This is a genomic window from Fibrobacter succinogenes, assembly GCF_902779965.1.
Lineage (GTDB): Bacteria > Fibrobacterota > Fibrobacteria > Fibrobacterales > Fibrobacteraceae > Fibrobacter > Fibrobacter succinogenes_F.
The window spans coordinates 83349-109186 of the sequence record NZ_CACZDK010000022.1 but is presented as its reverse complement, the minus strand read 5'-3'; the positions used below and the strand labels follow the sequence as shown (position 1 = coordinate 109186).

The window sequence follows — 25838 nt, the reverse complement described above, 5'->3', positions numbered from 1 at the left end:
TCCTGGGCCATGGAGTTCGTGACCATGGCGCCGAAGCTGAAGCCCGTCATGAACACGCGGCTGGTGTCAATGCAGTAGTTTTCTTCGAGAGTCGTAAGCAACTGGTTGATGAACTTGTGGTCCTTGTCGCTAGATACGCTCCACGGCATGCCGTCGGTATCGCCACGCGGAGAAACGAAGATGTAGTTGCCTTCGGTGTCGAGTTTCTGCTGGCCGTAGTATGGAGACGGATGGTCTTGGTCCGCATAGTGGTGGACGAAGTCTTCGGCGTTAGAGCCCATGCAGTGCATGGCAAAGAGCAATTTGTAAGGTTTCTTGTTGTCGTAGTTCTTCGGTAGCGTGATGAAGTATTCGCGGTTGTCGCTGCCGACTCTCATTTCGAAACGGTCGCCGTTTTCCTTGGAAGTCGTGCCGCAGCCCTTACTCGGGGTCGGGTCGTTCTTCAAGGCGTAACCGAATTTGAATGTCGGTGCCGGAGGCGGGGTCTTCGTGAGCTTCACGTTGAGCGTGGTATCGAGCGTGTTGAGCTTGATGGTGAGCGTATCGTAGCCTTCGGTGGTAAATTGGATAGCTTCATCCTTTTGTGCGTCCTTCATGAGGGCGCTTGCGCCAGCTTGTGTGCCGAAAGAGCTGTTGTAGCTGCCTTCGGTCGTGAACTTGAAATTCTGCTTTGCGCTGCCGACGGAGACCTGTGCAAAGTAGGTGCCCTTAGCGCTGAGACCCTTGCTCAAGTCGTATGAGCCTGCACCCTGCAAAGTTTTGGTGAAAACTTGGTTGCCGAGAGAGTTGTAAATCTTCACCTGAACAGGGGAAGTACTGCTCTGGGAGTAAGAAAGAATGCCGTTGTTGATGTTGATATATCCGACGGCGTTTTTGAAATTTGGATGGATGGCGGTTGGGATCGAATCTTTTTCATCTTCGTGGATGGTGAATTCGCCCTTGTCGTCTGTCTTTGTGGTCTTGCCTTCCTTGAGCAAGCTGACATCGACATCCTTGATTGCCTTGCCCTGATCATCGGAAACTTTACCGCTGATCGTATAAGCAAATGACGTGGAACATAACGCAGCAATGCATGCTGCAGATACTAACGAAAGACGTTTGGCTTTCATTCAACACTCCTTTTATAATCCAAAAATGTCTCTTTGGACCTCTAAACCCAATTAAAATTTATTCTTTTAAGATAGAATAATCACGAATGTAAATATTTTGTTATGGACATTTTGTCAAAAAGTTAGGCTTAAAACAGAATTTTGTAAGTTTAGGGGCGTACCGCAGATGTTGATTGATTGTTGCTGGTTAATAGCTAGAAGGGAATTAACAAACAGGATGCCGCTAAGCAGTCGCAGTAACTAGTAACTCCAAACTAGTAACTTCCTACTGTCTACCGTTTACTTCCTACTTTACTATATATACCATCATGAACCACATTGCAATTTTTATCGACGCGGAAAACCTTACCAATTGGATCAAGCACGATGGCGTGCAGTCGCTGATGGATGAACTTTTGCCGCTGGGGCAAATTGTCGTGCGCAAGGCGTATGGTAAATGGTCTTCGCCGCAGCTGATTCCCATGCAATCGACGCTCAACGAGAACGGTTTTGAGCTCGTGCACACGTTCCACCCAGTGAGTGGTAAAAATTCGACGGACATCAAGATGACGGTCGATACGATGGAAGTTGCGCTGGATTCCCAGGTGCAGTGGATTGTCCTTGCGACTGGCGATTCCGATTTTTCGCCGCTTTTCCGCAAACTTCGTGAGCAGGGCAAGGAAGTGATTGGCGTGGGGCCCAAGTCCCCGCTGAGCGAGTGCGTCAAGAATTCTTGCTCTCGTTACATTTATACGGACGATACTACAGTGGCCGATGAAGATTCTGGCGACGATGTGACGGATGCCAAGGAACGAGCAAATCGACTTGTTTCGGAAAAAATTGATTCCATGGAAATGCTCCGCAGCGTTTTGCAGAAAGAAGATGGTCCAATTGCGCTTGCCGCGATTAAACCCAAGATGCTCGGGATTGATAACGCGTTTAACGAAAAGCGCCTCGGTTTCAAGACGTTCAAGGATTTTGTGAAGTCCGCGGACTTTGTGCAAATGACGGATGTGGGCGGCGGCTCGTATACGGTTGCGCTAGCCGAGCAGAAAGTCGCTGTCGAAGAAGATTCGCAGATGATTTTGGCGAAGGCGCTCAAGCGTAAAGGCTGGGACATGTTCCCGCGCAACATGCTTAAAAAGATTTATGCGGAAGCCTGCGACATCACGTCGTTTGTGCCGATGAACAAGCAAGATTTGGTGCAAGAAATTGTTTCAAAGAACATTGCCGGCACGACAAGTAGCATTATCAACCGCGCATTGGGAACGTTCTTCAAGGCGAAACTCGTGACCATCAGCGGTGGCGATGACAAACTCTGGACGCTCACCGAGACAAACCAGTACTGGAAAGAAATCGACAAAGCGATGCTCGATCGCCTTCGCGTGAGCCTCAAAGAGACGGGGCAAAAAGTCCCCAAGAAAGATATCGTTGCTATTTTGTACGGAAAGTACGCCGAAGGCGAAGCCGAAAAACTGGTGTAGGGCGACTGCGCCGCAGTAGGCAGTAGGCGGTACGTTTTAGACGAGAGTGCACTGTGCTTTCCCGCTGTCATCTCGGACTTATTTCGGGACGGGCATGACACGTTTTTTGCATCGCTCTGGATCCTTCGCAGAGCTCAGGATGACGATTGCGATAGTCTAATCTAGCTTGCCCTGGTACAAGTCCAGCAGATTGCGGGCCAAGAGGCTTGTGTATTTTGCGTTCGTGAGCGTGGACTGAGCGCTTTCGAGGCGGTTCTTTTGAGAAAGGTAATCGGTGTAGGTGAGGGCTCCTACGTTACGTTGTTCTTCAGCGACCAGCAATGCTTCGTTTTCGGCTTCGACTTGGAGGATCGCGGCTTTCCACTGCATGTCGGCGCTGAGGGCGTTCAAGTAAAGTTTTTCGATGGTGTTTTCAAGCGACTTGGCCTGTTCCTTTAAGGCTACTGCACTTTCAGTTTCGCTGAGCTGGGCTTGCAACACCTTGTTCTCGGTAGCTCCGCCATCGATAATCGGGATGTTGATGTTCAATGAAATGCTGTGCGAATAGCCGTTCTTGATTTGGCTTCCGTATTTCTTAGATTCCCAAGCCTGGAGGCCTGTGCTTGCGCTTGCACCGAGCGAGACCTTGATGGACTTGCCCTTGCCTGCAATTTCGGTATTCTTCTGTGCGACCTGGATAGAGAGGCTATCGGACTTTAAACTGGGGGAGTTGTCCGTTGCTGTCTTTTGGATATCGTTTAACGACGGGATCGCGGCGAGGGCGTCCGGTGTCTGGATTTCGGTTTCCGGCGCTGCTACTTCAAATGTTTCGCTTTCAGGGAGTTCCAAGAGCTGCCTGAGCGTTGTCCTCGAAGTGTTCACGCTCAATTGCGCTGCAAGTTGTGCGGCTTCCTTTTGCAAGACGTTTGCCTGTGACTGGGTCAAGTCTTTCTTGGTGATGGAGCCTGCTTCGAACAAAGTGCTGTAGTGTTCGAATTCCGCCTTGGCTAGTTCAACGGATGCATCTGCAGTGTGGAGCTTTTCAATCGCGGCGAGCAAGTTCATGTAGGCGTTCAAGACGCTTTCTTGAATGGAGCGTTCGGTTTCCTTGGTCGAAAGGCGTGTTGCTTCTTTATTCAGCTCGTTTGCTTGGATGGAAAGCCGTGTAGAACCGCCGTCCCACAACGTGTAAGATGCGCTGAGGCCTGCGCTTAAGCGGTAATGGTCTTGCGGACCATCTCTGAATGGGGAATCGTAAAGGGAGTTGCCGATGCTTGCTGAAAGCGAGGGGTAGTTTGCAACTTTAGCCTGTTCGAGGCTGACGTCCGCTTTCTGTTCGCGGATTTTTGCGGATTCGAGCTTGAGGCTCTTTTCTTTTGCCTGCTTGAGGCATGCGCTTAAAGTCCATGGACCGTCAGCGAAAACAAGTGATGCTGATGCAAAAATACCGAGAACGACTGCTTTTTTGTAATTCATACCTTTTAGATGCCCCAGCTATATAATTTGGTTGCGTGATTTTTAAGATAGAAATTTTTGGCTTGTCGCCTGAAGTTTGTTCTTTTGTATCTATAATTCTTGAAAAGTACATCATGCGGGCGGGGCCCCAGCTCGGTTTTTTACCCATCCTGGCGCAAGCGCCAACCTTACGGCTCAGCAATGGGTCTGCAAGCAGCCCCGCTGCGTTCGCCTTTTAAGGTTGTGGCCGACGCTTTCATTCTCTAAACGTTAATTTATTTGCTCAAAAAAGAACATTTATCTCGCTTAATACTGAAGAAGTATTAGTCAATTATAACGAGGTTGGTGTTGTTTGTGTTGATTTATGGAAATTGCAGAAAATGTACATACACAAAAAGGCTTCCGTAGGGAAGCCTTTTCGAATGGACGGTACTGGATTTGAACCAGTGACCTCTGCCGTGTGAAAGCAGCGCTCTAAACCAACTGAGCTAACCGTCCGAAGTGAGAGCAAATATAGTAAAGTTATTGAAAGCTGTCAAGTGGTTCGATAGTGGTTAGTGATTAGTGGTTGGTGGTTAGTAGGAAGTAGTCGGTAGGAAGTCGGAAGTTTTTATAATCGCGGCTTTGCCGCCTAACTATTCCTGTCTACTGCCTACTGTTTACTAATCACTGCGCCTCTGGCGCTGCTACAAGTACTTATCTTCAGCGGCGCGGAGGATGGAGAGGAACTCTGCCGGGGTTTTCGAGGCGATGAGGTCCTTGCGCACGTTTCCGTCAGCCAACAGGCGGCTCACAGAAGAAAGTGCCTTGAGGTGCGGGCCAACGGTATTGCCCGGGCTCACAATGAGGATGAGCAGGAATACCGGTTCGCCGTCGAAAGACTGGAAGTCCAGGCCCTTTTCGATGGTGGCGGCGACCATGCACATGCGATCCACGTAGTCAATCTTTGCATGCGGGACTGCAAGTCCGCAACCGATGCCGGTGGAACGGCTTTGTTCGCGGTTCCAGATGGCTTCGAAGATTTCGTCACGGTGATCGAGTTTGTATGCGCTGCAGAGAGTATCCACCAATTCGTTAAGAATGGCTTCCTTTGTTTCACTGGAAGAATTTATCAAGATGCAATTATCCACAAATCTTTCAGATAGACGCATGGTGTAATTTTTTCCTTTTTATGAACCAATCAAACACCTATTTTAGAAAATAAAATCCCGTTTGGAGAGGGGGATATTTAAAATATGTTTAAAAAAGAAGATAATTCTAGCTGAGAAGCGGTTGTTTCGAGCTTGTCTATCGCTTTTCGCATGAGCGCAACATCGATTTGACCGGGGGCGGCAGATTTTCCGATGGAGCCGTAAGTGAGGTTGGCGCCTTCTTTCAAGGACCAGATTCTGCTGATTTTTCCGGTTTCGCCCATGCCGAATGCCGCGATGAACTTGAACCCTTTAGCCTTTTTAGCAAACTTGTAAAGCCTTGAACAGTCTTCGTCGGAGTTGCTCATGGCAGCAATTTTGATGCCGTCTGCCTTCACTCGTTTAACATCGGTGAGGTAGTTCTTGAGTTCGAGGTCGTTTGGAATACGGGTAAAGTTGTGCTCGGAAATGAGAATCTTCACGCCCTTTGTTTTGGCGATTTCGCGGAGCTCGTTGTAGTCGTGGAGGTAGTCGCGTTCGAGGTCCAGCCATTCCGGAACGTCAGCGGCTTCGAGAATTTGTTTCCACAAGGCGGGGCGTTCAATGGCGCGGGCATTGGGGAATGCGCCGCCATCGCGCTTGAGGCGGATAGTGCCCAATTGTATTGCGTTTGGGGCGAGCTTGCGGACGCGTGATGCTAGCGTTGGCCAGTCGGATTCGTCAAAAAAATCGTAACGGATTTCGAGGATGTCGCAGCTTTCGTAGTCGATGCGCGATGGGTGCAGTTCTTCGCTTTCGGCGGCGGTGAGCGTTTCGGGATCGACAAGCCCGACGAGGTATTTCTGAGAATCGGTTGGCATGGCCGTAAAGATAGTTAATAGTTCATGAGTTATGAGTTCTAGAACTGTATTTCAAGAATCTCTAGTAACTGAGTTAAACTAAAAGCGTGCAAATTGAGCGATTCGGAGCTTGCGAAAAACTCAATTTTTTGAAAAATGGAAAAATTTACGTAAGAAACTTCAACTTTTGGACTTTTTTACGTAAATTTTTAATGTTGTTTGTAAAAATTGAGACAATTTTTGTCGTTTTATGAGTTTGTCTGTTGAAATTGAGCGGGCTGGTGATGTTTTTCGTGGAAAAAAGTGTGCAGAAATGACATTTTGTACCCTTTTTTATGCCGACTGCTGTTAATTTATGTGTAATTTTACGTAAAAAATCCCTGTTTTCTTCCTTTTTTACGTAAAAAATGGCAAAAAAAAGAAATTTGCTTTTTTCAACGAGTTTTTTTACCCCTAATCACGGCCTATCGCCTAGTTCCTGCTGTTTACTAGCTCCTAATCCCTAATACCTAACCCCTAACCCCTAACACTGTCTACTTCCTATCGCTAATTGCAAATTCCCCTAAGTTCCGCCAACTGTAACGTTTTACGCTAACTCTTTCTAGTAACTAATAACTAGTAACTAGTAACTTTTCTAAATTATACCCGAACAAAAGGAAATTTTATGGCTGATTGTAACGAAAATAAAGAAAAGCAGACCCCGGACATGCTCAAGAAGGCTGAAGAATACCTTGCCTCCAAGCGCAGAATTTTCTTGTGGGGTGGTGTCGATGACGAAAGTGCCGAACGTATTGTCAAGCAACTTTTGTATTTGGATTCTTTAAATCACGATGACATTATTTTCTTCATCAATAGCCCGGGTGGCGTGATTTCGAGCGGTCTTGCCATTTACGACTGCATGAACGCTATCCAGAGCGATGTCGTGACGGTTTGCTGCGGACAGGCTGCCTCTATGGGCGCCGTGCTCCTCACTGCTGGTGCAAAGGGCAAGCGCTGTGCATGGCCGAATGCCCGCATCATGATCCACCAGCCGCTTATTCATGGCGAAATTGTGGCCCCTGCAAGCGATATCCAGATCCAGGCCGAAGAAATGCTTCGCATCCGTGGCATCACGGGCAAGATTCTTGCCGAAACTTCTGGACACACGATCGAACAGATTGATCGCGATACAGAACGCGACAACTTCATGTCTGCCGAAGAGGCTAAAAATTACGGCCTCGTAGATAAAGTCGAGAGTATCATCTAATGGGTTTATTTTCTGCAATTAAGAGCGGCCTTGCAAAGACCCGCGACGCCTTGCTTGGCGAGTTGAAGGGTATTGTCGGTGCCGGTAAGATTACGGACGAGACGCTCGAAGAACTCGAAGAGCATCTCATCAAGGCTGATGTTGGCGTCGAAGCGGCATTCCTTTTAACAGATGCGCTCCGCGAAAATGCGCTTGGCAAGTCGCTTACGACAGAGCAGGTGCTCGACATCATGCGCAATGAAGCGGAACGTCTGCTCAAGGACCCGCCTCCCTTTGAACTCAAGGGCAAGCCGCATGTGGTGCTCGTGATTGGCGTGAACGGTGCTGGCAAGACGACGACTATCGGTAAACTTGCGGCCCGCCTCAAGGGTGAAGGCAAGAAGGTGATGATTGCCGCTTGCGATACGTTCCGTGCAGCAGCCATTGACCAGCTTGAAACATGGGCTGAACGCTCCGGTGCCGAATTCGTGAAGCACCAGGAAGGTTCCGATCCTGCGGCTGTGGCGTTCGACGCTTGCAGTGCGGCGGTAGCTCGCGGTTGCGACGTGGTATTGATCGATACCGCAGGTCGCTTGCACAACAAAGACTACTTGATGGAAGAACTCAAGAAAATCGTTCGAGTCATCAAGAAGGTGAGCCCCGATATGCCGCACGACATGTGGCTTGTGATTGATGGCAACACTGGACAAAATACGATTAACCAGACGAAGATTTTCAACCAGAGTTTCCCGCTTACAGGACTTGTCGTGACGAAGCTCGATGGAACCGCGCGTGGCGGCTCCGTGCTTTCGATTGCAAGTTCGTTGCAGATTCCAATTCGTTGGGTCGGCATGGGCGAACGCATCGATCAGCTTGTAGAATTCAACAAGCGCGATTACGTTGATGGTCTTTTCGAAAACGCTCTAGAAAATAGGGAGTAGTCTCTTGAGGCGTTTGGTGTTTTTCGGTGTGGTGGCGTTTGCGCTTTGCGCCTGTACGGATTCTGCTCCGAAAGCGGATAAACGCCTTGTTTCCGCGTTTGTCGAGATGCGCGTTGCCGAACAACTTTACGGTGGCGAGTCTCCCATGGGGCGCCTTGTCCGCCGTGATGTTTTGAAAAAGTACGGTTACACCCGCGAAGAATTTATCAAGGCTTGTGACAACGTTCTTGATGACGGAAAGAGTTGGATGGTGTTTCAGACGGCTGTTTCGGATAGAATAGATTCTTTGCTTGGAATCCCCAAAGTTATTCCTGTGCAAAAGAAGGACAAGAAATGATGAAAATGCGTTTATGGATTCTTGCTACGCTTTGTCTTGCAATGACGGTCTTTGCGGCTTCTCCCGAAAAGCCTAAACTTGTAAATTGGCTGGATTACACCGAAGCTTTGGAAAAAGCAAAGGATTCTAAGAAACTGATTTTCGTTGATCTTTACGCGGATTGGTGTATCCCGTGCCGAATCATGGATGCGAACACTTATTCGGATCCAACGGTGGCCTCGATCTTGAACACGCGTTTTGTTTCGGCTAAGCTCGATGTGGATTCGCAAGATACGATTACTTGTGATGGAAAACGCAAGACGGTGCAGCGCTGTTATTTTGACGTGTGGAAATTGAGTGTGCTGCCGGCGTTTGTTCTGATTGCGCCGAAGGGGCTTTCGATCATGACCATCAAGGATTCCTTTACCGCCGAAGAAATGAAGTATTTGCTTTACCAGATTCTTGAAAAAGAGAAGGAGTGGATTTCGAAATGAGTGAAAACGTTCTCTTTTATGCGCAAATTGCCTTTTGGTTATTGCTGTTCCTGATAGTTCATTGCTATTTGCTGTTTCCGATGACGCTCCCGTTTGTGAGTGAAATTTTCAAGCGCAAAAAAAAGTCGATGGACGGCAATGCCGAACTCCCGACGGTATCGATCTTGATTTCTGCTTATAATGAAGAAGCGGTGATTGAACGCAAGATCCAGAACATTCTTGAAATAGATTACCCCAAGGACAAGCTAGAAGTTTTGATTGGCGATGATGGCTCTGCGGATAAGACTGCTGAGATCGTGGCGCGTTATGCAGATCAGGGAATTACCTTGGTAAAGGCTCCGAAAAATGCGGGCAAGGCTGCGATGTTGAACCGTTTGCAGAAAATCGCTAAGAACGATATCTTGCTGTTCTGCGATGCGAATACGATGTTCTTCCCGAATGTTGTACGTAAGCTTGTGGACCCGTTCAAGGACAAGAAAATGGGTTGCGCTTGCGGCCACCTGATTCTTTCGGACAAGAGCGGAAGTGTGCTTGGCAAGGGCGAAAGCTCTTACTGGGATCTGGAAAGTGAAATCAAGAAGTTCGAAGGTGTGCTCGATCGCCTGATTGGCGGTAACGGTGCGCTTTATGCTATTCGTCGTGAACTTTATACGGAACTTCCGGTGAAGAAAAGCGTCATGGACGACTTCTTTGTGACGACGAAGATTTTGCAGAAGGGTTATTTCTGCACGTTCGTGGCAAGCGCTATTGGTACTGAACAAACCTCGAAGGAATCAAGTGGTGAATACAGACGCAAGGTGCGCATTGGCCGTGCAAACTTCAACTACTTGTTCTCTTACTTGCCGTTGTTGAACCCGTTCCGTCCGCTGCTTGCATATCTGTTCTTTTCGCATAAGATTGTGCGCTGGTTTTCTCCGCATATCATCATTCTTTTGTATGTTGCAAACGCATTGCTTTTGACAAAGGGCCTTTTCTACCAGATCTCGTTTGGGTGCATGACGCTTGCGTTTATCGTGGCGATTACGAAAATTTTGCCGAGCGCCTATTATTTCTTGCTCATGAACCTCGCGATGCTCAAGGGATTCTTCCTTGCGTTTAAGCGTGAACGTAGTGGCGGCTGGGCCCGCGAAGCCCGCAGCGACGAGTGATATTTAGGGGTTAGGTAGTAGGTTTTAGGTCTTAGGGTATAATTGCTGCCTTCGACTTGTCATCCTGAGCGAAGTGTAACGGAGTCGAAGGATCCAGTGATGTCTTGTATTATGCTGTCATTCCCGCCACCGCGCGGGAATCCCCCTACGCAATCGTTGTCCTGGCGTTGTCATTCCCGACTTGATCGGGAATCTCCTTTTGAAGTCATTCCTAAATGAATTAGAATTTATATATTAGAGTATAATATGAAAAAATTTTTGACAGCTATTATATTCGCTTTGGCTTTCGTCGCGGTTCCGGCAAGCGCTTTCACGATGGATGCGCAGGGTGGCTTTTGCAATCGCGTGAGCAGCATGGGTGACTTCAACATGAGTTTCTATGGCCATCTGTGGTATCCGATTGACCAGATGGTTTTTGCAGGCGTTGGTATTGGCTATCAGGAACTGGATAATGTTGGCCTTATGCCGTTGTCCGGAAGCCTTTGGGTGCGCTTGCCGATTGGCCGAACTGTGCTGCCGATTGCTACAGGTGATTTTGGCTACCTGTTCGGCAAGGACAATCAAATGTTCTGGCGTGCAGGCGCTGGACTCGACATCAAAAATGGCGACAACTCGTCCATCATTTTTTCGACAGGCTATCAATTCCTGAATCACTCCGGCGAAGGCTACTGGTACTTGCAAGCCGGAATTTTGATTGAGATGTAAAGCCTGCTGTCATCCAGAATCCGCGTCTCCGTCACCCTGAGCAACGCGAAGAAATGAGTGCTCATTGTCGTCATCCAGAGCGCGTTAGCGCGAAGGATCCAGTTATTTTTTTATATTGAATATTATGAACAAAATGACATGTCCAATAGTCAAGGTCTTGACAATCTGCGTCTTCGTTTTGGCGGCGTTGTTTTTTCAGGGTTGCCCCTATATCGATCACGGAACTTCGAGTGCCCCGAAGCAGGTGAGAGCAGAGGATATTCAAGGGTGTTATTATAGCGAACAAGTTAAAGAAGATACCTACATAGATAAAAAACTCCCTAATGTAGATGGCGGGTATTCCGCCATGGGACGTGAAAAGCGATATGACAGAATTCTTTGTAAGGAAATCTGCTTTGAAGGCGATAGCGCAATGGTCGTTGTACGTGGCTTTGCTTTGACTTACGATACCACAGGCCAGATTGTCGAAGACACCATCCCTTATACTCTGAGGGGCGCGACTATATCTTATAGCGACAGCGCGGAAATTCACACTATATGGGATTCGAAGGAAACTGTTTATAAGGAAACGTTCCCGGTGTCTTTTTTGGAGCCGGCAAATGACGGTGTTTTCCACAAAAACATTATGACCTATTTCCCTGTTAGTATGAATACGGATAAACCGACGTATCATTCAGGAGATTTTATAATGTTTGGCGCATCAAAGCACAGTGAAGGTGTGTTTTCGAGAGACGGTGCTTTTAGAAAAATATCTGTTACGTATTATTCTTCCGAAGAAATCTTTTCTACAAAAGGATGGGATGTATGCAAAGGATTTTAATGCTCGTCCTTTTTATTTGTGGTTTTGCTAACGCGGCTTTTTTAGATGTTGAATTCAAGGATAGTCGCCTTCAAACTGACAATGAAGTTTGCGAACCTGGCGGAATACTGGGCTTTGGCATTGAATTTGGAGCTTTCAATGAACCGAAACAAATGGTGGATTATACCCTTGCTATTGGAATAAGTCGTTTTGGTTATTCGCACTCCAATGGCGATATGAGTGTATCGGTATGGGATTTCTATATCAAGCCGCTTGTTTGGTCTATAACGGTGAGGCAATTTGTATTCGAAATAAATTTTGGCTTCGGATTTATTTTGTCTATGAATAATTTTAATCGTGAAATGGAAGATGTTGTAAAAAATGGATATGATAACTGGGGTTTTCTTCAATATCTTGGACATCGAAGCAATTTTAGATATGGTTATCGTCTTGGATACCGTATAACAGAACAAATGCAGGTTTCCCTAGTTGCCAATTATCAGTATATTTGGTGTGGCTGGTATGGAAGTTCTTCTGTAGGACGTCATATGTATACGGGCGGTTGGGGACTCAATTTCCAATGGAATATTCCCTGGATTTCATTCTAGTTTCTTTGTACGTTGTCATTGTAATTGCGGGTGTGAACGGCTTTTCTCCTCGCTTCAGGCTTGCTTTATAGTGAGAAAATCGTTAAGTAGTGTCATCCTGAATGTCCGCGTTACGTCATCCTTCGCAACGCGAAGAAATGAGTGCTCATTGTCGTCATCCAGAGCACGTTAGCGCGAAGGATCCAGTTATTTTTTACGCTGTCATGCCTGCCAGTCATCCTCGAAGCTTGTCATTCTCGACCGGAGGGAGGGAAACCATCATTTCTTGGATTGCACTTGCGTAGGGAATCCATTATATTTATTCCTTACATTTGTGCGGGCATCGCCTTTTATCTTTGCTTTTATATGTGCTGTCTTCTACTTGAATAATGCATCTTGAATTTATAAGAAATTTTATGTAAATTTACATTGGAAAATTTTAAACATAGGAAAATCTCTTATGGAAAATAAAATGAACAAGTTTGGGGTTGAAAAAATGCTCGCTGTTTTGGCGGTCGCCTTTGCATGCGTATGTATGTGGGGGTGCGGGGACTTAAAGAAGGATGGCCCTGTGGAATGGGATAAAGAACGGACCATAGGGACGGTAATAGGTTTTATGGATGATTCTCTTGTGATTGTAAGCGATTGGAGAGGGTGGAATCAAGAAAAGGGTACTTTCGTTCACGATGGCGGTATGGCTAGCGGTATAGGCCACCAAGGATTGCGAGTCTATAATTATCGCGTTCAAGAAGATGGACCGCGTTGGACTGATACGTTGGATAATGAAAATACGAATGATTTTACATATCTAGTTGGGCAGTTATCCGATTCCGTGATTTGGGGGGGGAATGGAAAAGAATCTTTTTCTTTTTGGAAATTAGGCCAGAAACCGACTGTCATGAATATGACTGTTTTTAAGGATGGCTGCAATGCAACGTTTAAACATGAAAGAATGAGAACGTGGTTAAATGGTGAGATTCTTTTGAAAGGTCCATTTGGTGCAGGAGGGGATAGTTGTCAGTATGCTGTTCTGGACACATCGGCGAAGGCGTTGACGTACAAGCGCCTTGGCAATGAATTGAAGTGGATTGAAAAATGTGACGATGTTCGTGCATTGGGTAATGATGTGGCTTGTCTAGCCTTTGATAAGATAAACCTTGCTGTTTTTGTTCTTTTAAATGATGAAATGAGCGACAGTTTGTCTAATAGTGAACTTGAACTAAGTAAATATGATGATGTTAGCTTTATGGGAGATATTTTGAATTTTGGAGGGTTTATTGGTTCCTATAATAATGGACATGTGAACATCTTTTCAATCGCAGATTTGGTTGGACTGATGTTTCGGAATATTGGTGGTGAATCAATAAACTATTAGGGAAAAATATGAAAAAACTGTTTGCTTTAGTATTAGTTTTTGCCGTCGGTTGTTGGTCTGTGCCCAAACCGATGGAATCTATAGAAAACTACAACGTCATGCTTTTGCATGGTGCCTATGAATCTGCAAAGGGTATTACAGAGAGTAGCGATTATCCATCAGCATATGAAGAATCTGTCTATCTTGGTGGCGATGCGTCCCTTGGAGCGTATTCTAAGGATTCCAGGATAACGAAATGGCTTTCGAAAAATGTATTTGAAGAACCTGATATTGGAAATAATCGTAACGCTAAGAATTCATACATTTACCACTGGCGAGCATTTACAAATCCTGCCAATAACTCGATCAACAATGCCAAGGAGCTGGGGCTACGGACATGGAATAAGGATAAAAAATTTGGACAGCGCCGGGCTTTGGTTGAAGAAGCTCAGGAAGTAAAAGCTGCTATTATAGATCCGGAAAAACCAAGCAATAACTTATATGGTCAGGAAGCTCTTGATTCTATACGTCGTAATCCCGATTTGTATCGCCAGCTTGCTTCCCGTTACATTCTTATTGGTCATTCTATGGGCGGGGTTGTGTCCCGCGAATGGATTCAGAACAGCGATTACTACCACAATGAGGTAGACAAGGTTATAACGCTGGATTCTCCGCACGAAGGAACTGGCGCCTTGAATATGGAACTGGATCTAAAAAATAGGGATGTTGCACTTTCTCAACATATTGTGACCGATGCGTTGATGCTTATAGTTGGCGTGGCGGCTATGGCGGGTGGACCCATGTCAAAAATTGTTGGCATAACGTCTTCTGTCATGATACTAGCGGCTCAGTGGATAGATTATGCGGTTGTTGGTCCCCAAATTTTAAGTGGGCTTGACGACTATGTTGATAGCGACCCTTTGGTAGATTATGTGGATCCCTTGAAGAAGGGTAAGGGACATATAGGTTTTCTGAAAAATATTGAGGCGCATGATTCGCTTCCTATGTTCCGATTGCTTGGTGCAGATAGTAGCATTACATTTACCGACCCTCACAAGAATATCCCTGAGATGGTGTATTTCTTGATTCCCGCCGAAATAGGAGTTGGCGTAGAAAATTTCATTTCCCAATTGGATGAATGCGACGACATATTTAGTACATACTCGTTTGCCCTTGCGTCAAAGGCTTTTACGGTTGGTTTGATGGCGTCTGCATCGGCAAGGGAACAGGGTTCTTCGTTGGTTTCAAAGTCTTCTGGATGGGCCGACAATACAATTAGTTTGACATCGGGTGTTGCGGATGTTAAACGAGCTAGATTTAATGCTGCTCCTACGGCAGATAGCGAAGCATGGCGTGTAGCCGCGGAGGCAACCGCAATTGCCGCTGCCGCATGCCTTGCAGCGGATGCCGCCTTGGCTTGGATTAAGCCTGCCGCTTTCGCGGCAAACATTGCAATTGCGGCTGGTTCAGGAGCACTTATTTATAATATGGTTAGTTCCTATTTGGTTGAGGATTTGGAAGATGAAATGACGTATTCTCACCAGCGACCACTACAAGCTGACATTTTGGATTCTTTGATGGCTAATAATGGTGACGAAAGAATTTCCTATTCCTATTCTCGAATAGAAACCGGTGATACGAGTTGGACTCCTTATCTCATGGAAGACTTCCTTTACGAGCGTCCTTTCGTGAATCTGGCGTTGAGTGATGTTCATACGCTGGATTCTTTGCAGAAAAATTCAGATGAAAGCGATGATTTTAGAAGTCTAGTTACTTTCTTGAAGAATGCTTCTTCTGCAAAAAAGGCGTCAGTTCGTGATTCCGTTTTGAACGCAGCGTCGTCTTTGAAAACGTATAGGCAACAAATAGAGGAAATGTTAAGCGATAGCTGCATGAATATCAATTCATGCCTTGATTCCCGCCTGAGTTCATTTGTTTCAGCTAGAGTTGCGTCCCTGAACCGCAACTGCTATTATATCGGTCCGCGTGATTCCGTGAACTGTGCCACAGGTTTGTTTGCAAAACAGGACAGCCTGAATTCGACGCTTTGGATGCAGGGAGTTTCTGCGTTGACTCCGCTTAAGTTCCATTCCGAATCCGACTGGTCCAAGATGGGCGTGAAGGTGGACCGCTGGGAAAAGGTGGACGGCTTGAAGCCTGACGGCAGTGACAACCCGAAAGGCGTCCCTATCCGTCATGTGGAGCGTTACGAGGTTCCCGCGATAGTTGTTGAAGACTTTATCGAAAAATATTCCTTTGTTGTTGACGACTTGATGCCGCACAGGTTGCGCCAGATCCGCATGAACTTCAATTTCCAGGAAGAAATTGCGTGGGAGTGCGATATATCCAAGCCGGATACGAGTTCAACAGCGTGTACGGTTTATAAACGCTTCGGCGGCGGGAATTGGATAAACCCGATTGTGGTAGTGGATTCGGCGGACGTGAATGGCGTTCGCACGGAAATTCGTCGCGATACTATAGACAAAGTTCCCCACCCAGTCAAGAAGAACGGTCAGTTTGACTTTAATCCCGATGATTACGGTTACTATAACAAACTTGCGCTACAAAAAGACAACCAGAATACGGTCACGATTTCGACGGTGAACAAGATAGGCCTTTCGAACACGCAGCGGTTTTATTATCTCTTCAAGGCGACCGCGAATATGCTTCAGCCTTCGTGGCCCAAGCGTGATGTTGTCGTGAACAAGATCAAGGGTTTCAAGGCGTATGCGAGTGCGATCGGCTATCAGGGTTTCACGGTCGCCGGGGCCGATGATATCATTCTTCCGCAGTTTGTTTTAGACAGTGCCTCCCCTTATACGCGGCAGGGAATGGACATGTCCGTAGACTGGAAAATCGACATGTCGCGCATCGGGCAAGCCGATGTTGATTCTATTGGCAAGGTTTATGATAAGTCGAGTGCTTATTTTACTTCGAAGCAAAGAAACAGCGACCCGCAACAGGGCAATTATCTCTGGAAATTCTTTGTCGATATAAACAATATCGCTTCACCTGACGACAAAGACTCTTCGAATACATACGAAGTCCCGTTCAGAGTCGATAGGACAGCTCCTGTTTTCACTTTGAGGGCTGAAAATGATTTTGTCAATCCGAGCAACGATCCGTTTGTGGCCCGCTTTACCTGGGGCGATTCTGCGAGCACTCCCGACATCCGTGCGATGCGCCTTACTTTGGAACAAATGGATGCGAATTCAGCAGGCCATCCGTTTACGCAGGTGGCGGAATTCCCCGCGATGTCCGATGTCGCCTCGCCTGATTTTGCGATACAGTGGAACGATACGACTCGTAGAATGATTGAAAAAAAAGGCGACGGATTTTACCGCATCAAGGCCTACGCCGTAGATTACGCGGTCCCTGACAGTGCCGTATTTAACAAGATGGATTCCCTCGTTACCGCCATCATGATGCATCCGAACCGTGTCAAGCCGTCACTTTGGCCGACCGCTGCGGACTCGGTGAACTCTACAACCGTATATGACACGTTCTTTGTCGATACGAAGGCTCCCGTGATGAGCGACGAGACTCTGAAAGGATTTTCTACAGGATCATCGGAATACTCGAAACTTTCCCATCCTGCTCGCAAGTCTGGTTACGCCTATGTTACTGAAGATAGCCTGCTTGAAATTTCTTACAAGATTACGGAGCCGCTGAACGGTCGTGACAGTGTTCCTGTGACAATCGCTTGGCAGTTCATCCATGCGGAAGATACCACAAAGGTAGACCGTGCCGGTGATTCCTTGTGGATCAAAAACGGCGATGCTGCACACGGTTCGTGGACTGAAATGGCGGGCTTGCGTCTTTCGGACGGCGACTACAAGATTCGGGCTGTTGTTCGCGACCAAGCTAGAAATGAAGCTTTCTATAATCTCTCTAAAAACTTGCGTGTGGATAAAACCGCCCCGAATATCGAAAGCCTCGTAAGTACGCAGCTCGTCTATCCGGATTCCGTCAAGAATTACTCGGCAAAAATTGTCGTGAATGAAAATTCCGACATTGCGTTGAATCGTACGGGCATGCATTGCCATTACCATGTGGGCGGTTGCGGCAAGGAAACGTCGTGGAAGAGAATAACGGATAAGGTTCTGAAAAATGATTCCGTGACGTTTAAGCTGGATTCGTTAGATGGAAGGCGTGGCAAATGTTATCTGGAAGTGTCTTGTATCGATGCCGCAGGCAATGTTTCTGTAAAGACGGATCTGTTCTACATTGGCGAGCGTACCCCGGTGATTTCTTCGCCAAGAGACTCTGTGGATTACAATCAGCTTGTCGCCATTTCGGGCATTGCGCCGCCAGTCAAACTTGCGGATTCGTCGAATACCATATACCGCTTGCGTTACGCCAGTGTGGATTCTCGCAATTCGAATGGCTCGCTTGTCTGGGAAACTTCGAATATCTTCGTTGTGTCCGCCTTGCGCGATAGCTCGCACCGCAATATTTCCAAGACTTCGCAAAGTAATGATGCAGTATTGGGCTACCTTGATCGTAAAGTCGGCAAGGATTCGCTTCTGGAAGGAACGTTCATCATAGAACTTGGAGTATGTGCTGGAGAAGACTGCATCGGCGGTCCTGACAGCTTGTGGAAAGTAGATACATCGTATGTGTTTTTAGGTGATGAACGGGATGAATTTTTTGGTGATAGTCTCAAATGGCATTTTGTCAAGAATCAAGATACTTTGCATGTAGGTGTAGATTCCCTTGAAATATCGCTTTATCGGTCGGGAATGTTTAATAGCAGTTATTTCTTGCGTGTATATGCCGAAGATGCAAAACATGTCGGCATGTTCGATGAATCCGTTTCGAAAGCGTGGCGAAACCCGTACTATGGCGCTCCGAAGGATACCGTGTCGGATAGTTCCGCCGTGTGGTTCTATGAATTGGATGGCAAGTATCATTTGCAATGGAATGGGTTAGGGGCCAATGATTCTCTGGTTGTCTCTTATGATTCAGCCGGCTTTGGTAAGACTTGCGAATCTGTTAATAAGGGCAGTTATGCAAAATGTACAGTTCGGCCAATTGGTTATAATTTGACATCTTTGTCGTCTTTTGTGGGTTCGTATTTTGATGATTTCCCGGAACTGTCGCCACTTTCGACAGTCAACCATGAAATGCTTGTGACGGGAAAATCTGGCCATATAGTGATGACTGCGACGGAGGCATTCCGGCTGTCGCGAGCTAATGTTTATGCCGATACAACTTTGCCTAAGATGCATGTGTATTTCGGTGAAAATGATAGTGACGGTTTTTATTGGATTGCGGAAGGACGCGTGAACAGCGATACTCTCAATCCGCTTATGATGGGCTGGACGGTGAATCCACGTGCATACGGTTTGACGTTTGTATGGAATGGCGCCCCGGAAACGGGAATGTATCCTGCTACGGGTAAAATGAAAATTTATGCGGAAGCTACAGAAAATATCTCTTCGAGTCCGCATGTATTCCTGGATTCCGCAGAAGTCGTAATTCAGTTGCCCAATGTAAAGATTGCTCTTCCTCAGAACTTGCCTGATTTTATTCTGTCAAAGAAAGATTCTGCGTTGGTTTGCGAATCCGCGACGACACCAAAGGATTCATGCGAAAGAACAGTGCTGAAACTTAATGCGATGATTGCAAAATATGGAATCAAGTACAGGGATGCGCATGTTGGCATCTATGTGATGAATGGTTCAACGGAAGTTGCAAAATTACAGGATCCTGCTACTGTTATACGTGCAAATGCTAACGATTCCGCTTATCAGGTGCGTTGGAACGGAAAGGGAAAACAGAATATGGCGCAATTTACGGAGGGCGATTATACCCTTCTGGTTATCGCGTCACCTGTGGATGGTTCCAAGGCGGATACGGCGCAGGCTTCTTTCCATGTAAAGTATGCGGAAACGATGAGGGACATTTCTCCGACGGATCCGAAGAATTTGAAAGACTCTGTTCCCGCAATATTTATTTCGGAAGCGAAACCGGATTTTGCGAATGCCGGAATGTACAGGTACGAGCCTATCGCGGATTATCTGGTCAAGGCGAATGCCAGCGGCTGGATGTTCCCGGATTCGTCGCTCGTGAATGGAGTTCCCTTGGTCGGTGAAATTTCAGGAACGCAACAGATTTACAAGTACGAGCCGAAGCGTTTTAGCTTGGCGCTCAAGAGACACAGGAAAGAATTGAAGCTGGTGGTTCTAGCGATGCTTGATGTTCATCGAGAGCAAATGACACAAGTTATCGGGATTGGGTCTTATTGCGAGTCAGCAAATCAACGAAGTGATACTATAATTTATAGCAAGATTCTTTCTTATGATTCCGAAAATTTAAGCGATTCACTCCATATATATCATCATGCGTATATACCAGGGACTCTTTTTGGGCTACCAATACAATTTAAATATGGCTATGATAATAATAAGGATTATTTAACACACATTGATGTCATTGTTTTGATGGAACGTACTTTAAATGATCAACTAAAAGGAAGGGACATTTCTTTATTAAATGCAAAGGATTTTAAAAATTTAAAACAATCAACAGAAGTGATTTGGAAATTATCTGATTACCTTGATTCCGATGGGGCTAATGGGTGGAATATTCCAAAACCTGACGGAAGTGCTGTTCACGATACATCAATTGTTACATCAAAAAATGAGAACTGTTCTGTAGTATATGCTGATTCTGCTTTTGCCGATACGTCTTGTGCATATGGCGTAGATACGTTAAAAAATACACCTAATTACAATCCGAACGCAAACTTGTTTAATGTGGATATTTATAGGGTTTCTGATTATTTTTATAAGAATTATGGAACGATAAATGATGGCTGTAACGAGGAACGTTGGAGAGAAATGGATTTTTATGTTAAATTGACTATCCCCAAATCCTATTGGGATGCCCCTTTCGGCATGGACAACCTCGTAAACCGCACAGTCCGTTTTGACCATACGAACAAGACAATTTTTGGTGATGGGGAAAGTGGTTATTGGGAAGCTTTGCAAGGCAATTCTAATACTATACTTAAACTAGATGTTGCGACGGGTTCTTATTACGATGGAAACAAATGGAAATACGACAGGACCTATGGCCTGTTAACCCCGTTTGAAGTTCAGTATTTGCCGATGTATCCGGCTTCGTTATTGGATGGTGGTTTAAATACGTTCCTCTTTGCTGATGAAGATGCGCAGCATATGCAATCTGCTCGGTTTGATATGCAGTTCTTTGCTCCCAAAGATGAACATGACTATTTTAAGGTTCTTGCTGTAAATGCTTCGATAGATTCGAGTGGTTGCGATACCATGCTGACGAATGTCGGTTTTATGAGATCAACTTCAAATGGTCGCAAATGTGTCGTTTCTGCAACGAGCAATGATTCTGTGGTTAAGCAGACTCCATTCTATTTGAAGGGAGCATTTGTTGAATTCTATGTAGGCCGCAATATGGCGATATCGAGAGCGAAAATAGATACAAGCCGCAATGTGGATACCATCGCTTATCCGGCAACTTTAAATTGGCGTACTCAAGTGACGGATTCTTGCTTGGCCTCTGGGCAAAAATGGGATTTTGCAAGCAATGGTAGCTCTGCTTGTTACAAGTATTATGACTTGGCTTCCCGTATTCACTACTATTATGGAGATTACACGGATACCGTATGGACTTTAAACTTTGTGCGTAGTGACGGTTTCATAAAGAATATGGTGAACACGCCTGCGATTGCTACGGGAAAAACTTTGGAACAGCGATTCAAGGATAGTCTCGATGTTTCAAAATTTGGTCGAAAATCCGTTGAAATTTCTGTTGTTCCATCTTCTCAAGATTATGATAAGGCGAAACATCAATTTTTCGTAAAAGTCGATACGGTTACGAAAATACTTGGCAATCTTGCCAGTGATCATGTCGTAGCTTCGGTAGATTCGCTAGGTATTAATCCAACAAAGGTTACTCTTCGCGATTCTGTGCTGACTTTGTCCAGTAGAAAAGATACGCTTTATGTCCGTGCGGATTCTATAGCTTATGATATTGTTTATCGCAAGTCCGAAGATATGGACACGACTGTAAAAGTTCCTGTGCGTCCTAATAAAGCAAAACTGCCGATGAATAATATTTTGGCAGCGGATAGTCTTTATATCAACTATAATCAATGGGTTAAAAATGTTGTTTTGAATTCTGCAATCTTATTGCAGCTAGATTCTAGTGACCATACTCATTTGAAAGTTTCGGGCGATTATCCTGATTCTGCGGATAGGTATGTGGAATTTAGGCCTGCCGATTCCATAAAAGTCAAGCGTCCGAAAGAACTTGTGGAAATTCGGGCATACTTGAAAAATGGCATAAATTATCAGTTGGCGTATTTGAATGGGAATGCTTTCTATGCCGTTCCTAATTCCATGCTGGAACCGAGATGGAAAGATTCTATCAAGGTTGATACGAAGGGCTGGTATCGTTTGGGCTGGTTCGATGTGAATAAGTTGCAAGGGAATACTCAGTTCATGCTCCTGTGGGGAGATAAAGATAAAACATCGTATAATTTTGCAAAATTTGACATGATTGTCGGTCGCCCGGTGGATGCATCGGACTACAAGACCGTCAAATCCTTGTTCGAAGAAGTGAGTGTCACATTCCCGAAGAATTCGGTGGATACGGCCAAAGATGTTACTGTACGAACGATTGACGCGAAGGATTATTCGTTCGAGGTATTCAACAACTTGGCGCTCAAGGGCCCGATTATCGAAATTTTGCCGCATATGACATTTGCGGATTCCGTGCGGCCACGTATTCAGGTGAAGATAAGCTACGATGAAATGAAGGCGATGCGTGCGACTCCGCAGACGGTAAGGCTGTACAAGGTCGATACAACAGGTAAACGATTTGTTCCGCTTCAAAATGCGTTGTATGGGTTCCTGAATGCGGATGGAAGTGCCGTCATGGAGGGCGCAGACACCTTAAAATGCGATGATCGCAATAAAATGACGAAGGTTCGCTGTGTCGGTGATAGCTTTGCATGGGCATACCTGTTCATTTCTGCCGAGACGCAAACATTCTCTGTGTTTACGGCGATGGATTCCTCCATTGCTGAAACGCAAAACTTCAGCGTGACCGTTCTGCCCGAAATTGCATCGGTGAAAACCCGCACGGTTCGCGTGGACGGCATTTCGAGATACCGCTTGTATGTAGATGATGACTCGCTGTGGGCCAATCGCGGCGATGCTACGCCGCCGGCCTTGCTTTCGTTTACGGCGGATTCCAATGGCTTTGCACAAGTAACCTTGCCGTCGCGAGGAAAAGCTATCGATACTAGCTATGTGTTCGTGGTTGCTCTTGGCGAACCCGACGCAAATGGAAATATGGAAGAACTTCCTGCGGCTCCGGCGGTGGCTCGTGCTCTGACAGTGAATACTCAGTTTGCCTGTTCTGTCCCGTCGGACTCGTTGTGGCTTGGCCTTGACAATGGCTTTATGGCTTATGGGGCAAGTTGTACGCATCCGGGATATGGGTTAGTGACGCTTTATCGGAATGGTCGTGTTGCTGCAGAAGTGCGAGGAGAAATTCCCGATACGATTATTTATGATGGTTCCAAGACTTCTAGCGAACCACGAATTGGTAAAATCGCCAAAGGTATTTACGAGTCTCGTTATGTTGGTGTTTCTATTCTCGGTATGGACTTGCAGATGGCAGGGCCGCGGGTTTATACGGATTCTGCGCGACCTGTCATCAGGAACTTCTCCGTGGATGATTCTTCCGAGGTTCTTGACCGTATATTTACGGTGAGCGCAAAAGTGATGGATTCTGAATCGGGTGTCGCTCGCGTAATTGTAACACCTGTGTTTGGTGACGATACGTTGCGTGTAATAAATCTGCGGCCTGATACGACTGGTCAAGTGTCTGCAAGTGTCCGCATTTCCCGAAAGCGGCTTGCTGAGTGCTCCGGTTGCAATCTCGCTCTGAACATGCGCGTGGAAGATTACGGCCATAATCACGCGGAACAGAAATTTACATCCGGAAAGCTTTACCCGTATCCGACGGAACTTGCGTTGTGGTATCCTGCTCGTGAAGGTGGTGGAAATTATGCTCATGAGTTCCTTGGTACAGGCCATGACCTTGAATTGACGAACATGAAAAATGCATGGCAAAGCGATGCGGGACTTTATTTCGGTAGGGCTGCAGACTTTGCTAGTGGTAATGGGACCGTTTATTTTGGAAGTTCGACTTCTTACTCGTTTGAAGCGCGTATCAAGCGTGGTTCAGGGTACAGCGCATGGCGTAGGGTGCTCGGTTTTACGGGAATTAACGGTCTCAATATTGAACTCATGCAGCGCGGAGGCGTGTTGAAACTGGTCGAAGGTTCTCGTTCTTGGGATTCTGAACTGCTTCCAATCGGTGAAAAGTCCTGGGCTCACGTAGTAGTGACCGTAGATTCTGGGCATGTGAAGTTCTATGTCGATGGCATATTGAAAAAAGCTAGGGATGCCGGAATTTCACAGGAACGCGAACTGGATGGTCGATTCTCCATGGGCAAGGCTGGCGGTGAATCGTCCTATATCGGGAACATCGCTGATATCCGCATGTACTCGCGTGCGCTTTCTGCTGCGGAAGTCGAGGAACTTTCGAAGCCTGTAACCGATGCTGGCGAGGTATCCGATATCATTGTTGTTGCCGTGAAGGATATGGATGCCGTAAGCGGATTCTCGAACGAGTTCTCCTGCTCTGTGGCGGGCAACAAGTATCTTGTATCGGGCGATTCGGCGACACTCACAATGTCCGTAATTGTCGAGAATGCGGCGGACTACAATGTCGTATTGTACACAAGGTCTGCGACAGTTGGCGATAAGCCGGTCTTTGTCGGCGAATCGAACTTGCTCGCAGGAACAGCTGCTGTTTCCAATACATGGCGAGCCGTGACGGTTTCGGGCGTGTCCGTGCATCTTGCTGCTGGTACGCATACGTTGACTCTGAAGGTTCCTGCCGCTATTCAGATTGGTGGTATAGCTCTCACTACAGCCAACATTCCGGCTTCGATGATTGCCTGGGGTGTAAGCTCATCTGACAAGGTTGCTGGAATTGCGTCTGCCGATACGGTTCGCAAGATAAAGTCGTATTTGCGCTACGAAGGTTATCCGGAAACATCTACGCTCCGTCCGAGAATCCGCCTGCGCAACATTTCTAATGAACCTGTGAACGGATTCTCTGTCCGCTACTATTTCCGTGGTGAGGATGCTGCGGCAGCCGGTGTCGATCGCTACTGGCCGAACAATGTGGCGACATTCCCTGCGGTGCATTCCGAAAGTGCCAACACGGGCTATGTGGAATGGAAGTTTGCCGAGGTAATTCCTATTGCCGGAACCGTTTTCAATGGCGACGGACCGCACTTTGGCTTGTACAATCTACGTAATGTCCCGTGGGATGCTTCCGATGACCCGTCCTTTGTAGATCCGAATTCTGGCCTCGTTGCAAATATCGACGGCTTCTATGAAGATGCTGGCGTTATTGTCCTTGACAGCGAAAATAATCTGATTGGCGGTTCTTGTGCCGAGATGGAAGATCCTGTGTCGCTTGAGACCAAGGCTCGTGTGCTCGCAGCTGATATGCGTGGTAACAATCAGGCAAGCGAAATACACTTCAAGGTGGAAAATACGGGCAATGTCGCATTGAAAAATTTCGATGTGCGTTACTACTTCTTTGTGGAAGAGGGGCTTGCCCCAGATTATGAAATAAACGACAAGTCTGAGTGTTCCTCGGCCTCTATGGAAAGTCTTGGTTCTGGTCGCTGGCAGGTGACTGTCCATTGCGATAAATCGCTTGCTGCGGGTAAAATCTGGCAGAATCCCGTGAAAGTTTCGTTGCACTTATCCGGATGGACAAAATTGTGGAATGCGCTCGATGATCCTAGCCATGACAGTTTGGGAGTGGCGATGAGGGTGGCTCGTGGCATTTGTTTGTTCGATTCTACGGGTTACGTGATTTACGGCGATACACCGGTTTGGCCGTTACCTGCACCGGACGAAATGGCTCCTGATTCTGTTTACAATGTTGAATTCGGTTATCAAGCGCCGGGAACAATTCCTATTATACGTACATCAGAAGGTCTTGTCCTTACGATTGATAAGTGGATGAATGTGGAACTGGGTCTGGTGACCGCCTTGGGCAAGCCTGTAAAATCTATTTTTAACGGGAGCCTTGCTCCCGGTGAACAATTTGTTCGTGTTAATTGGACGGGAATAGATATGAACAGGACGTATTTAATGTTAAAGGTAAATGGAACTATTAAATCGACAAAGAAACTTTCTATGCTTTAAGGATGTA

Annotated in this window: 15 protein-coding genes and 1 tRNA gene; 11 read left to right on the top strand and 5 right to left on the bottom strand. The window is 46.4% G+C overall.

The genetic code is table 11. The annotated features are described in order from the left end of the window. A partial coding sequence (locus HUF13_RS11210; protein ID WP_173475212.1) for a T9SS type A sorting domain-containing protein occupies nt 1–1109 on the bottom strand: 1109 nt, incomplete at its 3' end. Between the two features lie 308 nt (nt 1110–1417). Here HUF13_RS11210 and HUF13_RS11205 point away from each other — a divergent pair. Further along, nucleotides 1418–2572 (top strand): NYN domain-containing protein, encoded by a 1155-nt coding sequence (locus HUF13_RS11205; protein ID WP_173475211.1) that lies wholly within the window; start codon nt 1418–1420, stop codon nt 2570–2572. A 156-nt stretch (nt 2573–2728) separates the two neighbouring features. On the opposite strand, the gene HUF13_RS11200 is transcribed toward HUF13_RS11205, so the two are convergent. The 4 genes from HUF13_RS11200 to HUF13_RS11185 all read right to left on the bottom strand — a co-directional run bounded on the left by HUF13_RS11200 (nt 2729) and on the right by HUF13_RS11185 (nt 5996). Next, nucleotides 2729–4027, bottom strand: a complete 1299-nt coding sequence (locus tag HUF13_RS11200; RefSeq protein WP_173475210.1) for a TolC family protein — start codon at nt 4025–4027, stop codon at nt 2729–2731. A gap of 402 nt (nt 4028–4429) precedes the next feature. Further along, nucleotides 4430–4504 (bottom strand) — tRNA-Val (locus HUF13_RS11195). A 188-nt stretch (nt 4505–4692) separates the two neighbouring features. Continuing rightward, entirely contained in the window at nt 4693–5157 is a 465-nt protein-coding gene (locus HUF13_RS11190) for a PTS sugar transporter subunit IIA (RefSeq protein ID WP_173475209.1), read from the bottom strand. A 77-nt stretch (nt 5158–5234) separates the two neighbouring features. Then, the gene (locus HUF13_RS11185) at nt 5235–5996 is read right to left on the bottom strand and encodes a type I 3-dehydroquinate dehydratase (protein ID WP_173475208.1); all 762 of its coding nucleotides are present in this window, start codon (nt 5994–5996) and stop codon (nt 5235–5237) included. A 643-nt stretch (nt 5997–6639) separates the two neighbouring features. On the opposite strand from HUF13_RS11185, the gene HUF13_RS11180 reads away from it, so the two are divergent. The 10 genes from HUF13_RS11180 to HUF13_RS11135 all read left to right on the top strand — a co-directional run bounded on the left by HUF13_RS11180 (nt 6640) and on the right by HUF13_RS11135 (nt 25831). Next, nucleotides 6640–7221: an ATP-dependent Clp protease proteolytic subunit gene (locus HUF13_RS11180; protein WP_173475207.1), complete on the top strand. Its 582-nt coding sequence runs from the start codon at nt 6640–6642 to the stop codon at nt 7219–7221. After that, complete coding sequence (gene ftsY / locus HUF13_RS11175; protein ID WP_173357135.1) at nt 7221–8141, top strand: signal recognition particle-docking protein FtsY; 921 nt, start codon at nt 7221–7223, stop codon at nt 8139–8141. The genes HUF13_RS11180 and ftsY overlap by 1 nt, the downstream gene beginning before the upstream one ends. Nucleotides 8142–8157: 16 nt before the next feature. Beyond that, entirely contained in the window at nt 8158–8478 is a 321-nt protein-coding gene (locus tag HUF13_RS11170) for a hypothetical protein (protein WP_304039103.1), read from the top strand. Then, nucleotides 8475–8951 (top strand): DUF255 domain-containing protein, encoded by a 477-nt coding sequence (locus HUF13_RS11165; RefSeq protein WP_173475206.1) that lies wholly within the window; start codon nt 8475–8477, stop codon nt 8949–8951. Before HUF13_RS11170 ends, HUF13_RS11165 begins: the two co-directional genes overlap by 4 nt. Continuing rightward, nucleotides 8948–10099: a glycosyltransferase family 2 protein gene (locus HUF13_RS11160; RefSeq protein ID WP_173475205.1), complete on the top strand. Its 1152-nt coding sequence runs from the start codon at nt 8948–8950 to the stop codon at nt 10097–10099. Before HUF13_RS11165 ends, HUF13_RS11160 begins: the two co-directional genes overlap by 4 nt. Nucleotides 10100–10345: 246 nt before the next feature. Then, nucleotides 10346–10804, top strand: a complete 459-nt coding sequence (locus HUF13_RS11155) for a hypothetical protein (RefSeq protein WP_173475204.1) — start codon at nt 10346–10348, stop codon at nt 10802–10804. Nucleotides 10805–10937: 133 nt separating this feature from the next. After that, nucleotides 10938–11624, top strand: a complete 687-nt coding sequence (locus tag HUF13_RS11150; protein ID WP_173475203.1) for a hypothetical protein — start codon at nt 10938–10940, stop codon at nt 11622–11624. Continuing rightward, nucleotides 11609–12211 carry a hypothetical protein gene (locus tag HUF13_RS11145; RefSeq protein ID WP_173475202.1) on the top strand — a complete coding sequence of 201 codons (603 nt, stop codon included), beginning with the start codon at nt 11609–11611 and terminating at the stop codon, nt 12209–12211. The genes HUF13_RS11150 and HUF13_RS11145 overlap by 16 nt, the downstream gene beginning before the upstream one ends. Before the next feature lie 439 nt (nt 12212–12650). Further along, a complete protein-coding gene (locus tag HUF13_RS11140; protein ID WP_173475201.1) occupies nt 12651–13565 on the top strand; it encodes a hypothetical protein in 915 nt (304 codons plus the stop codon). 8 nt (nt 13566–13573) lie between these two features. Continuing rightward, a complete protein-coding gene (locus HUF13_RS11135) occupies nt 13574–25831 on the top strand; it encodes a LamG-like jellyroll fold domain-containing protein (protein WP_173475200.1) in 12258 nt (4085 codons plus the stop codon). Nucleotides 25832–25838: the final 7 nt, after the last annotated feature.

Coding starts and splice junctions, on each gene's coding strand:
- HUF13_RS11200 (WP_173475210.1), bottom strand. CDS start 4,027: ATGAATTACAAAAAAGCAGTCGTTCTCGGTATTTTTGCATCAGCATCA.
- HUF13_RS11185 (WP_173475208.1), bottom strand. CDS start 5,996: ATGCCAACCGATTCTCAGAAATACCTCGTCGGGCTTGTCGATCCCGAA.
- HUF13_RS11140 (WP_173475201.1), top strand. CDS start 12,651: ATGGAAAATAAAATGAACAAGTTTGGGGTTGAAAAAATGCTCGCTGTT.
- HUF13_RS11155 (WP_173475204.1), top strand. CDS start 10,346: ATGAAAAAATTTTTGACAGCTATTATATTCGCTTTGGCTTTCGTCGCG.
- HUF13_RS11135 (WP_173475200.1), top strand. CDS start 13,574: ATGAAAAAACTGTTTGCTTTAGTATTAGTTTTTGCCGTCGGTTGTTGG.
- HUF13_RS11160 (WP_173475205.1), top strand. CDS start 8,948: ATGAGTGAAAACGTTCTCTTTTATGCGCAAATTGCCTTTTGGTTATTG.
- HUF13_RS11205 (WP_173475211.1), top strand. CDS start 1,418: ATGAACCACATTGCAATTTTTATCGACGCGGAAAACCTTACCAATTGG.
- HUF13_RS11150 (WP_173475203.1), top strand. CDS start 10,938: ATGACATGTCCAATAGTCAAGGTCTTGACAATCTGCGTCTTCGTTTTG.
- HUF13_RS11180 (WP_173475207.1), top strand. CDS start 6,640: ATGGCTGATTGTAACGAAAATAAAGAAAAGCAGACCCCGGACATGCTC.
- HUF13_RS11145 (WP_173475202.1), top strand. CDS start 11,609: ATGCAAAGGATTTTAATGCTCGTCCTTTTTATTTGTGGTTTTGCTAAC.
- ftsY (WP_173357135.1), top strand. CDS start 7,221: ATGGGTTTATTTTCTGCAATTAAGAGCGGCCTTGCAAAGACCCGCGAC.
- HUF13_RS11190 (WP_173475209.1), bottom strand. CDS start 5,157: ATGCGTCTATCTGAAAGATTTGTGGATAATTGCATCTTGATAAATTCT.
- HUF13_RS11165 (WP_173475206.1), top strand. CDS start 8,475: ATGATGAAAATGCGTTTATGGATTCTTGCTACGCTTTGTCTTGCAATG.